This window comes from Bradyrhizobium sp. HKCCYLRH3059, from assembly GCF_051168035.1.
GTDB lineage: Bacteria > Pseudomonadota > Alphaproteobacteria > Rhizobiales > Xanthobacteraceae > Bradyrhizobium.
On sequence record NZ_JBNPUF010000009.1, the window covers coordinates 75,142 to 87,991 of the forward strand.

At 64.8% G+C, this 12,850-nt stretch carries 12 protein-coding genes; 9 read left to right on the forward strand and 3 right to left on the reverse strand.

The features are described from left to right. Positions 1 to 29 precede the first annotated feature (29 nt). From ACQR13_RS26330 to ACQR13_RS26370, 9 genes are all read left to right on the forward strand, one after another. Entirely contained in the window at positions 30 to 851 is an 822-nt protein-coding gene (locus tag ACQR13_RS26330) for a DUF2182 domain-containing protein (protein WP_316175973.1), read from the forward strand. 137 nt (positions 852 to 988) lie between these two features. Next, entirely contained in the window at positions 989 to 1,666 is a 678-nt protein-coding gene (locus ACQR13_RS26335; RefSeq protein WP_316193705.1) for a spermidine synthase, read from the forward strand. A 227-nt stretch (positions 1,667 to 1,893) separates the two neighbouring features. Next, positions 1,894 to 2,280 (forward strand): nuclear transport factor 2 family protein, encoded by a 387-nt coding sequence (locus tag ACQR13_RS26340; RefSeq protein ID WP_434863391.1) that lies wholly within the window; start codon positions 1,894 to 1,896, stop codon positions 2,278 to 2,280. 219 nt (positions 2,281 to 2,499) lie between these two features. Beyond that, entirely contained in the window at positions 2,500 to 4,761 is a 2,262-nt protein-coding gene (locus tag ACQR13_RS26345; protein WP_316193704.1) for a DUF2235 domain-containing protein, read from the forward strand. Positions 4,762 to 4,792: 31 nt separating this feature from the next. After that, positions 4,793 to 4,936 (forward strand): hypothetical protein, encoded by a 144-nt coding sequence (locus tag ACQR13_RS26350; RefSeq protein WP_316175977.1) that lies wholly within the window; start codon positions 4,793 to 4,795, stop codon positions 4,934 to 4,936. Positions 4,937 to 5,053: 117 nt separating this feature from the next. Next, positions 5,054 to 5,326 carry a hypothetical protein gene (locus ACQR13_RS26355; RefSeq protein ID WP_316165003.1) on the forward strand — a complete coding sequence of 91 codons (273 nt, stop codon included), beginning with the start codon at positions 5,054 to 5,056 and terminating at the stop codon, positions 5,324 to 5,326. A gap of 237 nt (positions 5,327 to 5,563) precedes the next feature. Further along, positions 5,564 to 6,454, forward strand: coding sequence for a cation diffusion facilitator family transporter (locus ACQR13_RS26360; RefSeq protein ID WP_315752571.1), 891 nt, complete (start codon positions 5,564 to 5,566; stop codon positions 6,452 to 6,454). A 317-nt stretch (positions 6,455 to 6,771) separates the two neighbouring features. Then, the gene (locus ACQR13_RS26365) at positions 6,772 to 7,353 is read left to right on the forward strand and encodes a TRAP transporter small permease subunit (RefSeq protein WP_315752570.1); all 582 of its coding nucleotides are present in this window, start codon (positions 6,772 to 6,774) and stop codon (positions 7,351 to 7,353) included. A 23-nt stretch (positions 7,354 to 7,376) separates the two neighbouring features. Beyond that, positions 7,377 to 9,053 (forward strand): TRAP transporter large permease, encoded by a 1,677-nt coding sequence (locus ACQR13_RS26370; protein WP_315752569.1) that lies wholly within the window; start codon positions 7,377 to 7,379, stop codon positions 9,051 to 9,053. A 98-nt stretch (positions 9,054 to 9,151) separates the two neighbouring features. On the opposite strand, the gene ACQR13_RS26375 is transcribed toward ACQR13_RS26370, so the two are convergent. The 3 genes from ACQR13_RS26375 to ACQR13_RS26385 form a co-directional block, all read right to left on the reverse strand. Continuing rightward, positions 9,152 to 10,240: a TRAP transporter substrate-binding protein gene (locus ACQR13_RS26375; RefSeq protein ID WP_315752568.1), complete on the reverse strand. Its 1,089-nt coding sequence runs from the start codon at positions 10,238 to 10,240 to the stop codon at positions 9,152 to 9,154. A 178-nt stretch (positions 10,241 to 10,418) separates the two neighbouring features. Further along, positions 10,419 to 11,513, reverse strand: a complete 1,095-nt coding sequence (locus ACQR13_RS26380; protein ID WP_316165001.1) for a TRAP transporter substrate-binding protein — start codon at positions 11,511 to 11,513, stop codon at positions 10,419 to 10,421. Positions 11,514 to 11,693: 180 nt separating this feature from the next. Then, a complete protein-coding gene (locus ACQR13_RS26385; RefSeq protein WP_316164999.1) occupies positions 11,694 to 12,824 on the reverse strand; it encodes an Mrp/NBP35 family ATP-binding protein in 1,131 nt (376 codons plus the stop codon). Positions 12,825 to 12,850: the final 26 nt, after the last annotated feature.

Here is a 12,850-nt window from a genome sequence, read left to right on the forward strand (position 1 = left end):
TGGCGCAAGGCCGGCAACCCGCCTTGCAGATGACCGGCAGCGCCCTGGAAGCCGTGCTGCGGCGCGATCGCTGGATCGTCGGCGGCGCGATCGCGATCATGGTCGCCCTGTCGTGGGCCTATGTTCTCTGGCTTGCCAACGACATGGACATGGGCGGCATGGACATGACCGGCTTCCGCATGATCCCGGCCGGCATCGGAATCATGTTGCCGGCCGGCGAGCCGTGGCGCGCGATCGAGTTCGCCTATGTGTTCCTGATGTGGGCGGTGATGATGGTCGGGATGATGGCGCCTTCGGCCGCGCCCATGATCCTGATGTACGCCCGCGTGGGTCGGCAGGGCCGAGCGCAGGGCCAGCCGTTCGCTGCGACCGGCTGGTTTGCGGCCGGCTATCTGCTCGCCTGGAGCGGCTTTTCGCTCGTGGCGACCGGCCTGCAATGGGGTGTGGAGCGGACTGCGCTGCTGGATTCGCGGATGGCGATCGACAACCATCTGCTCGGCGCCATCGTGCTGATCGCGGCAGGCATCTATCAGTGGACGCCGCTGAAGAGCGCCTGCCTTGCCCAATGCCAGTCGCCGCTTCTGTTCCTGATGCGTCACGGCGGCTTTCGCGGCGACCTGCAGGGCTGCGTGCTGCTGGGGCTTCGACACGGCGGCTATTGCGTGGGCTGCTGCTGGGCTCTGATGGCGCTGCTGTTCGTCGGCGGGGTGATGAGCGTGATGTGGATTGCCATTCTGACCCTGCTCGTGCTGTTTGAGAAACTGACTCCGGTCGGACGATGGGTCGCGCGCGCGGCCGGCATTGCTTGCAGTGCCGCGGGCGCCTGGATGCTGGTGTCCCTACCGCAATGACGCGCAACGACGCGATGCAGGTCGTCGCGAGAGTGGCGGCTGCCCCTTGGCATGGGATGCGGGCAACATGGTAAGCAGGCTCCAGCGTGGCGACTCCGTCGCGTGGAATGCCGCAACCGAACTGACGCGAGACGCCCGTGATTCCCTGGAAGCTGATCGACACCGCAGACGTGCCCGGCGGCGGTGAACCGCTGCGGCTGATGCAGCGCGGCAAGGAGTTTTCGATCAAGCTCGGTTCGAACGAGCTGATGAACAGCCGGCTGCACGGATCCGAGGAGGCGCTGGCGACCCTGAGCTGCGCCCGCATCAAGGCCGAGCCGGCTCCGAGGCTGCTGATCGGCGGCCTCGGCATGGGCTTCACCTTGCGGGCGGCACTGACGGTGCTGGGTCCGCAGGCCCGTGTCACCGTCGCCGAGCTGGTGCCGGCGGTGATCGCCTGGGCGCGCGGGCCGATGGCCGAATTGTCCGGCGCAAGCCTTTCCGATCCGCGCGTCGACATCCACGAGGGCGACGTCGTGAAGCTGATCGCCGCAGGGCGCGGCACCTATGATGCGATCCTGCTCGATGTCGACAACGGTCCGCAGGGACTGACGCGGCAATCCAACGACGCGCTGTATGACCCCTCGGGTTTGCGCACCGCCTTCACCGCCCTGCGCCCCGGCGGCGTTCTGGCGGTGTGGTCGTCCCACCCCGACGATCGCTTTGCCCCGCGCCTGCGCAAGGCCGGCTTCGCCGCCGAGGAGATCAACATCCGCGCCACCGGCCGCGGCGGCGGCTCCCGTCACGTGATCTGGATCGCGACGCGGCCGGCGTGATTGCGCCTCGTCGCGCGCGGAGCTCTCTGTCCTGAGAACTTTCTCCACCGGCTGTACTACCAGCGCTGATATTCTCCACGCCCGTTTGGATCAGCGTAGTGACGCGTCGGACCTCGTCCTATGATGCGTCGGCGGCGACGAGGGATGCTCCATTCTCCGGCTTGTAGACCGTAGTGGCCAGGGGCACGCTATGCAATGAGGGCGCGCCCCTGAATGGGAGAATTGCCATGGATGACAGAGCGAAGCGCGCTGCCTTGCAGCACCATTGGGATGCATCGGACGTGAATGATTTCGAAGCCGTGCACGACATCTATCGCGACGATGCCGTGCTGGATTATCCGCAATCGGGCGAACGCATCCAGGGCCGGCGCAACATTCAGGAGAGCCGCTTCGTGCAGCCCAGCAGGAAGCGCTTCGCAGTGCGCCGAATCATCGGGAGCGGCGATCTGTGGGTGACCGAACTGGTCCTGACCTATGATGGCGTGCCGTCTTACGTGGTGAGCGTCATGGAATTCCGGGACGGCGGAGTAGCGCACGAGACCCAATATTTCGGCGATCGCTTCGACCCAGCGCCCTCGCGCGCGCATCTCGTCGAGCGCATCAACTCGGCCTGAAGGGCGACGAACGGCCACGGCAACCGCATTTCGGTGACGGCGGCATTTCGGTAGCAGGACAGTGCATTTCTCGTCCTCGAGTCGCCGCGTCGCTGCAGCGGCGCCCTCCGCATCATCCGGCCACGCCGCCGAAAGCCTCACACCATCTCAGGTTGATTTCTCTCTCCTTCAGTTTACCCTTCCGCTCCTCGGCTCTCAATGTCGAGCGGGGTCCTTTGCATGGCGAGTCCCAAGATCATCATCCTGTCCGACGGGACCGGCAACGCCGCCTCGAGCGTGTGGCGAACCAACGTCTGGCGCATGTTCCAGGCGCTCGACCTGCAGGGCAACGCCCAGGCGGCCAAGTATGACGACGGCGTCGGCACATCGTCGTTCGTTCCGCTCGCCCTGCTCGGCGGCGCGTTCGGCTTCGGCCTCAAGCGCAACATCCTGGATGCCTATAAGTTCGTCTGCCGCAACTACGACCACGCGAACGGCTCGAAGATCTATCTGTTCGGCTTCAGCCGCGGCGCGTTCACCGTGCGGGTGCTCGCCGCGCTGATGCTCGATCAGGGGCTGATCGTTGCCGACACCGAGGCTGAGCTGCACGACGGCGCCGTGAAGGCCTATCGCGCCTATCGCGCCAAGGGGTACCATTCGATCTGGCGGATCGAAGTGCCGCTCCGCTGGATTCGCGATCATGTGCTGGTGCCGGTGATCGACCGCATCATGGGCCGTAAATCTCTCGACCTCATCGAGCGAAAAAGCCTCCCGGCGATCGAGTTCATCGGGCTGTGGGACACCGTCGCAGCCTATGGGCTACCGATCGACGAGATGACGCGGGGCATCTCCAACTGGGTGTGGCCGCTCGAGCTTCCCAATCGCGTGCTCAGTCCGCGGGTGACATGCGCGCGCCACGCGCTCGCGCTCGACGACGAGAGGACGACCTTCCACCCGGTGCTCTGGACCGAGGCGGGCGAGACCAAGCCGCAGGATGCCAGGACGATCGATGACGAGAGGCTGGTGCAGGTCTGGTTCGTCGGCATGCACGCCAATGTCGGCGGCGGCTATCCGGACGATTCCGTCTCCTACGTCCCCCTGACCTGGCTCGTCGGCGAGGCCGTCAAACGGGGCTTGATCTTCAAGACCGAGCCCGAGGCCGATCCGGATGCGATCAAGTCGATCGTCACATCGCAGGACAAGGACGGACGCCTCTACAACTCGCGCTCCGGGCTCGGGTCCTATTATCGATACGGCCCGCGCAAGGTGTCGGAGCTCTGCAACGACCCGGCGGCGGGCGTCCAGGTGTCGATGCCGAAGATTCACGAAAGCGTCTTCGACCGCATCGACAGCGGCTGCAATGCCTATGCGCCCATCGGGCTGCCCGACAACTACATGATCGTCCACTACGACGGCACGCTGACGCCGCTCGGGCCGACCACGTTCGAAACGCCGGCCGGCGCGGCCGCCCGGTTCGCGGCCCAGGAGAAGCTGTGGAATCTGGTGTGGTTCAGGCGCCTCGCCTATTTCGCAACCCTGGCGGCCTCGCTGCACCTCGCGGCCTTCTGGCTGTTCCACGACCTCGATCGCACGCACGAATACGACTCGCGCATCAGGATGGTCTCCGAAGCAGTCAGGCTGATCGAATCGTTCCTGCCGACATCGCTGCACTGGTGGACGGACTGGTACGCCGCCAACCCCGAATGGTTCGCCGGCGGGATCATCATCCTTGTCATGCTGACCGCGCTCGGGACATTCCTCAGCGACCGCATCGGCGACCGGATGCGCGTGATCTGGCGCGAACGGGCATCGCCCCCGATGCCGTCCGGCCCGCTGCATCGGGCCATCTACGCGCTCCGGACCAATCGCGCCTATCAGTTTGCCATCAGGAACGGCAAGCGGCATGTCGGCCCGTTCTTGCTCGCTATCGGCACCGTCTGGCTCGCAGCCACGCTGATCAGCCATTTCCTGTTCAACGCCGCGGATTCGATGGGCGCCTTTTGCCATGGCACCCCTGCCCGCGAGCTCGTCGCGGTCGACAAGGGCATTCCGCAGGATGCCAGGGATTTCTCGACCGATGCGGTTTGCGCTCCCACCGGGTTGAGCGTCCGTCCCGGCTTCTCCTACGAGATCGTCGTCACCATGACCGACCCGTGGGAGGATGCCGGGCGTCCGGTCACCCCCGCCGGCTATCGCACCTCGACGGTCCGGGGCTACGCCCGCTGGACGTTCCGCGCAGGCATCCTGCTGCGCCGCGTTCTCTTCCGTCCCTGGTATCGGCTGATCGCCAGGGTCGGCGAGACCGGCGTCGACGAATATTTCCTCGACCCCGTTCCCGCCCCCAACACGACACCTCAAGCCTACAAAGCGCGCTTCAAGGCCGAGCGCGGCGGTGAGCTGTTCCTCTATGTCAATGACGCGGTGATCGGGCTGCCCTGGGTGTACGATGCATTCTATCCGAACAACGCCGGCAAGGCGAAGGTGACCGTCAGGCTGCTCTGAACCGCCGACGCCACCAGGCGGAGACGAGGTCATGATCGACGGTTCGCCTGCCAACCGCGGCGCGACCGCTTGGGGCAGTGGCAAGCGCGCCACCGCGCGCGTGTCGCTGCGCCCTGACGAGATCTCGCGTCCATCGCCGCCGACACCGCACCGCGTCAATACAGGCTCCGCTTGAACCGCCGGAACTGCGACCATCCGGCCGAGTTGCAAACACGGAGCATCGAACGACGAGGCAGAAAACTCCTCATCAATCCCGCTCCCCTTTTGGCTGTTCTTGAAAAGAGAGGCGACGATGAAAGCAACCCTTCTTCTTGCCGGCGCAGTGATCATCGGATCGGTCGCGCCAGTGCTCGCTGACGAATACTACATCGTGCAGGGACCGAGCCATCGCTGCACCATCACCACCACGCGCCCCGCCGACCGCGAGGTCGTCACGCAAATCGGACCGATGGCGTTCACCAGCCGCGTGGAAGCCGAGGACCGCATCCGCCAGACCAAGGTCTGTGAGGACGAAGGCACGGTCGGCAGCTCGACCAGCACCACCACGGTCATCAAAGAGAAGTAGTCGGCGGCGTCATTGCGATCGGCGCTTGCCGCGACACGGTCGCGCCCATGTCCGTGGGCGCGACTTTCTGTTGTCCACAGATCAGTTTTCGATCGGGGCCACGCCGCCGATAGACGCAGTCGTGGCGGCCACAGAAAACCGGGGTTATCAGTCCCTTCCCGACACCGAACCGCGTCCACCCTGGTTGCGTTCCGCCGCAGCGTTGGGTACCCCAGCGCGGGATCGGATCAGGACATCATGGCCTCGCAATCGCTCAAGCTCGCCATCGGCAGCCTCGTGGTCGGAACGATCGTGCTCGGCCTGAAGTATCTCGCCTATTGGATCACCGGCTCGGTCGCGCTCTACTCCGATGCCGTCGAGAGCATCGTCAACGTCGTCACCGCCGTGGTCGCGCTCGTCGCGGTGCGCATCGCCGCCAAGCCCGCGGATGCCAACCATCCGTTCGGTCACCACAAGGTCGAGTATTTCAGCGCGGTGATCGAGGGCGTCATGATCGTCGTGGCGGCGCTGCTCATCATCCACGAGGCCTACGGGAATTTCTTCGATCCGCGGGCGTTTTCCGCACCCGTCGAGGGGCTCGCGGTGAATGCGCTGGCGAGCGCGATCAATGCGGTCTGGTGCTGGCTGTTGATCACGCGGGGCAAGCGGTTGCGGTCGCCGGCGCTGGTGGCAGACGGCCGGCACCTGCTGACGGACGTCGTGTCCTCGGGCGGCGTCGTGGTCGGCCTCGGCCTCGCGGTGATGTTGCAGCTGCCGATCCTCGATCCGGCACTGGCCGTGCTGGTCGCCGTGAACATCCTGTGGTCGGGATGGCAGGTGCTGAAGGAATCCACCAGCGGGCTGATGGATGAAGCGGTCCCGGACGCCACGCTGGCGCGCATTCGCCTGATCATCAGTCAGCATGCCGGCGGCGCGCTGGAGGCGCATGATGTCCGGACCCGCCATGCCGGCAAGCTGACCTTCATCGAGTTCCACCTCGTGGTGCCTGGCGAGATGTCGGTCAACCAGGCGCACGAAATCTGCGACCGGATCGAGGCAGCCTTGCGCGAGGACGACGAGCACAGCTGGATCACCATCCACGTCGAACCCGAAAACAAGGCCAAGCATTCCGGCGTGGTGGTGCTGTAAGACCGCTGCGCACCGGACGTGGTCCGTCGGCCGCACCCGAGAGTCCCCCGCCCTCACGCTCGGCCCGTTGACCTTCATTCGCCGGCCGGCGATCGCCAGGCCCCGGCGACCCGCGACAGCTGTGGCGCGGCGTCGCCACTCCTGCAACATGTTGCGGCAACGCTCATTTTTGCCCATTTTTCCGATTGACGGCAACACGAGGCGCTGAAATGGTGCCCCCGTTTTTGAGCCTGCCGGGCCGGATAGGCCGTTGCGCCATGTGCTGCGCAGCCAGAACGGGCCATGGGACGTCGCAAGACATTTGGGGGAGGATTGCGTTGCAAGCGTTGCTGAAATTGAGCCGTGGGATCGATGCGTTCACGACCTGGACCGGCAAGCGGCTGGCGTGGCTGATCCTGCTCGCTGTCATCATCTCGACGATCAACGCCATCGTCCGCAAGACGCTCGACACCTCGTCGAATTCCTGGCTTGAGCTGCAATGGGTGCTGTTCTCAGCCGTCTTCCTGCTGTGCTCCCCCTGGACCCTGCTCGACAACGAGCACATCCGCATCGACATCGTCAACGCCATGATGCCCAAATGGCTGCGTGACACCATCGACGTCGTCGGTCACGTGCTCTTCCTCATCCCGCTCTGCATCGTGATGATCATCACCAGCGTGCCCTTCTTTCTGCGCTCCATCGAGATCAACGAGCAATCGAGCAACGCTGGCGGCCTGCCGCAATGGCCGGCGAAGTCCCTCATCATGCTCGGCTTCGCCTTCCTGCTGGCGCAGGGCGTGTCCGAGCTGATCAAGCGCATCGCGGTCATGCGCGGGCTGATCCCGGATCCCCACGCTTCGAAGCCCCACGGCATCGAGGCCGAGGTCGAGCACCTCGTCGAAGCGATCGAGAAGAAGTAAGCGGCGGGCTGGGGGATCATCCAATGGAAGCGTTTCTGATCGCCAATATGGCGCCGATCATGTTCGGGTCGCTGGTCGTGATGCTGCTGCTCGGCTATCCGGCAGCGTTCTCGCTCGGCGCCGTCGGCCTGTTCTACGCCCTCGTCGGCATCGGGCTCGGCGAATTCCGGCCGGACTTCCTGCAGGCGCTACCGGAACGCGTCTACGGCGTGATGAACAACGACACGCTGCTGGCGATTCCGTTCTTCACCTTCATGGGCCTGGTGCTGGAACGATCCGGCATGGCCGAGGATCTGCTCGACACCATCGGACAGCTGTTCGGCACCATCCGCGGCGGCCTCGCTTATGCGGTCGTGTTCGTCGGCGCGCTGCTCGCGGCCACCACCGGCGTGGTCGCCGCCTCGGTGATCTCGATGGGCCTGATCTCTCTGCCGATCATGCTGCGCTACGGCTACGACCGCCGGCTTGCCTCGGGCATCATCGCCGCCTCCGGCACGCTTGCGCAGATCATCCCGCCGTCGCTGGTCCTGATCGTCATGGCCGACCAGCTCGGCAAGTCCGTCGGCGACATGTACGAAGGCGCCTTCATCCCTGGCCTCGTGCTGTCGGCGATCTATGCAGCCTATGCCTTCCTCACCAGCATGATCTTCCCGAAATCGGCCCCCGGCCTGCCGGCCGATGCGATCGGCTTTCGGGAGGACTCAGGCGACCGCGGCCTGAAATCGCTGGGCGTGCTGTTTCTGGCGAGCTGTGTGTTCGGCTGGTTCATGATGCGCGGCTCGGAATATCACGGCGCCGACTTCGTCGTGCTGAGCATGTTCTACGGCATCGTGTTCGCCTTCGCCGTCGCCGTCGTGAACTGGGTGCTGGAGCGCACCACCGGATACCGCTTCCTGTCCCGCATGGCGCAGCAGACCACCTTCGTGATGGTGCCGCCGCTGTTCCTGATCTTCCTGGTGCTCGGTACGATCTTCATCGGGCTCGCGACGCCGACGGAAGGCGGCGCGATGGGCGCCGCCGGCGCGATCATCCTTGGTGCGATCAAGCGGCGACTGAGCTTCGACCTGGTCCGGCAGGCCGTGGAGTCCACCGCCAAGCTGTCGGCCTTCGTGGTCTTCATCCTGGTCGGCGCGCGCGTGTTCTCGCTGACCTTCTACGGCGTCAACGGCCATGTCTGGGTCGAGCACCTGCTGACTTCGCTGCCCGGCGGTCAGGTCGGCTTCCTGATCTTCGTCAACGCCTTCGTGTTCGTGCTGGCGTTCTTCCTCGACTTCTTCGAGCTCGCCTTCATCATCATCCCGCTGCTCGGACCCGCGGCCGAAAAGCTCGGCATCGACCTGATCTGGTTCGGCGTCATCCTCGGCGTCAACATGCAGACCTCGTTCATGCATCCGCCGTTCGGCTTTGCCTTGTTCTATTTGCGATCAGTGGCACCGAAGGAGTCCTATCTCGACCGTGTCACCGGCAAGAGGATGGAGCCGGTGACCACGGGACAGATCTACTGGGGCGCGGTGCCGTTCGTGGTGATCCAGTTGATCATGGTGATGCTGGTGATCCTGTTCCCCTCGATGGTCATGCACTACAAGGGCTCGCTCTCCACCGTTGATCCGAACTCGATCAAGATCGAGATCCCGCAGATCGACGCGCCGCCGCTCGATTTCGGCCCGCCTCAGATCGATGTCGGACCGCCGAAGCAGTGATGGCCGCGACGCGCAATCGCTCCGCCCACGAAAAACCCCGGCGCAACGCGCCGGGGTTTTGTTTTGTCGCTGGCTCCTGACGCGATACGGCGCCGGTCTCAGCTCAGCGGATTGCGCGCCATGAAGGCGTCGTAGCCGATCTCGGCGACCTGGAACCAGGAGTAGCCATTGCCGGCGAAGGCCGACAGCGACTCATAGGTCTTCTTGAAGTCGGGGTTGGTGGCCGCGACCTCGTTGTGCAGCTCGCGGGCAGCCTTCAGGCAGGCCTGCATGATCTCCGGCGAGAACGCATGCAGCTTGGCACCGGCGGCGAGCAGCCGGCGCAGCGCCGCCGGATTGCTCTGGTCGTACTTCGCCATCATCCAGTTGTTGGCATAATGGCCGGCATGCTCGAGGATCTTCTGATAGTTCTTGGGCAGCGCATTCCAACGATCCTGGTTGACGAAGGAAAGCAGTATCGGTCCGCCCTCCCACCAGCCCGGATAGTAGTAGTGGGGCGCGACCTTGACGAAGCCGAGCTTCTCGTCGTCGTAGGGTCCGACCCACTCGGCCGCATCGATCGTGCCCTTCTCCAACGCCGGATAGATGTCGCCGCCGGCGATCTGCTGCGGCACCGCGCCGAGCTTCTGCAGCACGCGGCCGGCAAAGCCCCCGACGCGGAATTTCAGCCCCTTGAGATCGTTGACGCCGGTGAGCTCCTTGCGGAACCAGCCGCCCATCTGGCAACCGGTGTTGCCGGCAAGCAGCGAGACGACATTGTACTTCGCGTAGAACTCGTTGAGGATCTCACGTCCTCCGCCGAGCATGTACCAGGCCTGGTTGATGCGCATGTTCGGCCCGAACGGGACCGACGAGCCGAAGGTGAACGTCGGGTCCTTGCCGAAATAGTAGTACGACGCAGTGTGGCCGATTTCGACGGTGCCGTTCTGCACGGCGTCGAGGACCTGCAGGCCGGGCACGATTTCGCCGGCGGCGAAGGGCTGGATCTGGAATTTGTTGTCGGTGGCCTCACCGACCACCTTGGCCATGATCTCGGCGCCGCCATACAAGGTGTCGAGCGATTTCGGCCAGCTCGTCGGCATGCGCCATTTCAGCTCCGGCATCGATTGTGCGATGGCCGGCGCTGCGATCGCGGCCGCGCCAGCGGCGCCAAGCCCGGTCACCTTGATGAAGTCTCTCCGCTTCATAGTTCTTCCCTCCCTGGGGGTCATTGTGTTCGTTTCCTGAGCAGCCTTCTTTGTGAGGCTTCAGTTCCAGTGTGGATCAAAGTGCGTCGGAGTGCCATTGCGAAACGTTGTCGCAACGCAAAAGCCCGGCCTCTCGCGAGGCCGGGCTGACGTCGATCCGCCGATCTGAAGTTTGCGATCAGCCGCGGGTACGCGAGCGGATCATGAAGCTGTCGTAGGTATACTCGGCAACCTGCCACCACAGATATTCATCCGAGCGGTAGGCCTGCATCGCGTCGATGACCTTCTTGAAGTCGGCGTTCTTGGCCGAGATCTCGCCCCACAGCTCGTTGGTCGCCTTGAGGCAGGCCTCGAGCACCTCGTTGGTGAACGGCCGCAGCTGCGTGCCGCCGGCGACCAGGCGCTTCAGCGCCGCCGGGTTCACCTGGTCGTAGCGCGCGGCCATCCAGGTGTTGGCATTGACCGTCGCGTTGGCGAGGATCGACTGATAGTGCTTCGGCAGCTCGTTCCACTTGTCGAGATTGGCGAAGGCGTGGACGGTCGGACCGCCCTCCCAGAAGCCCGGGTAGTAGTAGTACTTCGCCACCTTCTGGAAGCCGAGCTTCTCGTCGTCATACGGACCGACCCACTCGGCGGCGTCGATGGTGCCCTTCTCGAGCGACGGGTAGATGTCGCCGCCCGCGAGCTGCTGCGGCACGACGCCGAGCTTCTGCAGCACCTGGCCGGCGATGCCACCGATGCGGAACTTCAAGCCCGAAAGGTCGGCGACGGTCTTGATCTCCTTGCGGAACCAGCCGCCCATCTGGGTGCCGGTGTTGCCGCAGGGGAAGCCAATGACGTTGGCGGCCTTCTTGAAGAACTCGTTGGCGAGCTCGTTGCCGCCGCCCTGATATAGCCAGGAGTTCTGCTGCCGGGCGTTCAGGCCGAACGGCACCGAGGCGAAGATCGCGAAGGTCGGGTCCTTGCCGACGTAATAATACGACACCGTATGGCACATCTCGACGGTGTTCTTGGAGGTCGCGTCGAGCGCCTGCAGGCCCGGCACCAGCTCACCAGCCTGGAAGACCTGGATCTGGAACTTGTTGTCGGTCATCTCGGCAACCTGCTTCGCCATATATTCGGCGCCGCCATAGATCGTGTCGAGCGACTTCGGGAAGCTGGAGGTCAACCGCCATTTGATCTCGGGCATCGACTGCGCGATCGCAGGCGAGGCCACCGCTGCCGACGCGGCGGCACCGGCGGCCGAGACCTTCAGAAAATCACGACGCTTCATATTAAGGCATCTCCTTGTTGGGGGCGTTTTCCCGTTGAAAAAGCATTTATCCGCCGATGCGATTGGCCGCACACGGTCGAAGGCGATCCGGGCCGGGCTTTAGCACGGAACCGGTTAAGCGAAAACGCGACGTTGGAATGACAAACGGTCCAATAGTCGCACACGCTTCGCTGCAGTGCATCAAGCAGCGGCGATCGCGTCCTTGAGCTGATCCCGCACCGACGCGGCGATGGCCCGGTAGATCGCGGCATGCGGACCCTTCGGCTCGCTCTCGACCACCGGGTTGCCGGCGTCCGACGTCGAGCGGATGTCCATGTGCAGCGGGATTTCACCAAGGAACGGCACGCCGAGCCGCTCGGCCTCGTGGCGCGCGCCGCCATGGCCGAAGATGTCGGACCGGGTGCCGCATTCCGGGCACTGGAAGTAGCTCATGTTCTCGATGATGCCGAGCACGGGCACGTTGACCTTGCGGAACATCGCAAGCCCGCGGCGGGCGTCGATCAGCGACAGGTCCTGCGGCGTCGACACGATCACGGCGCCCTTCAGCGGCACGTTCTGCGCCAGGGTCAGCTGGGCGTCGCCGGTGCCCGGCGGCATGTCGACGACGAGCACGTCGAGCGTGCCCCACGCGACGTCGCGCAGCATCTGGTTGATCGCCGACATCACCATCGGGCCGCGCCAGATCATCGGGCTGTCCTCGTCGACGAGAAAGCCGATGGACATGATCGACAGGCCGAACCGCGACAGCGGAATCATCTTCTTGTCGTCGGTGAGCTTGGGCTTTTCCTGCAGCCCGGTCAGCCGCGGCACCGACGGGCCGTAGATGTCGGCGTCGAGCAGCCCGACCTTGAGGCCGAGATCGCGCAAGCCCAGCGCGAGATTGATCGCGGTGGTCGACTTGCCGACACCGCCCTTGCCCGAGGCCACCGCGATGACGGCCGCGATACCCGGGATCGCGGCCTGCCGGGACATCGGCGAGTCCGCCGGATGCTGGTGCTGATGCGGACGATGCGCCGCGACCGGCTGCACGCCGCCCTGTCGCGGCGGCGGGGCGGCAGCGCCCGCCTTGCGCTCCGCGGTCAGCGCGATCATCGCCATGGTCACGCCGGGTATGGCGCGCACGGCGGCTTCGGCTTTCGCGCGGGTGTCTTCCCAGGCGCGGGCCTCGCTGGCCTCGACATTGATCGAGAAGAACACCTTGCCGTCATTGGCCGTGATCGGCGACAGCACGCCGGCGTCCGGCAGCGCCACGCCACGTGGCGAGCGGACCCGCTTGAGTGCCTCGATAACCTGCTGCTGCGTCACGCTCACGGCGCGTCTCCTGAAGAAGTTCAGAA

Coding starts and splice junctions, on each gene's coding strand:
- ACQR13_RS26330 (WP_316175973.1), top strand. CDS start 30: ATGACCGGCAGCGCCCTGGAAGCCGTGCTGCGGCGCGATCGCTGGATC.
- ACQR13_RS26340 (WP_434863391.1), top strand. CDS start 1,894: ATGGATGACAGAGCGAAGCGCGCTGCCTTGCAGCACCATTGGGATGCA.
- ACQR13_RS26345 (WP_316193704.1), top strand. CDS start 2,500: ATGGCGAGTCCCAAGATCATCATCCTGTCCGACGGGACCGGCAACGCC.
- ACQR13_RS26350 (WP_316175977.1), top strand. CDS start 4,793: ATGATCGACGGTTCGCCTGCCAACCGCGGCGCGACCGCTTGGGGCAGT.
- ACQR13_RS26355 (WP_316165003.1), top strand. CDS start 5,054: ATGAAAGCAACCCTTCTTCTTGCCGGCGCAGTGATCATCGGATCGGTC.
- ACQR13_RS26360 (WP_315752571.1), top strand. CDS start 5,564: ATGGCCTCGCAATCGCTCAAGCTCGCCATCGGCAGCCTCGTGGTCGGA.
- ACQR13_RS26370 (WP_315752569.1), top strand. CDS start 7,377: ATGGAAGCGTTTCTGATCGCCAATATGGCGCCGATCATGTTCGGGTCG.
- ACQR13_RS26375 (WP_315752568.1), bottom strand. CDS start 10,240: ATGAAGCGGAGAGACTTCATCAAGGTGACCGGGCTTGGCGCCGCTGGC.
- ACQR13_RS26380 (WP_316165001.1), bottom strand. CDS start 11,513: ATGAAGCGTCGTGATTTTCTGAAGGTCTCGGCCGCCGGTGCCGCCGCG.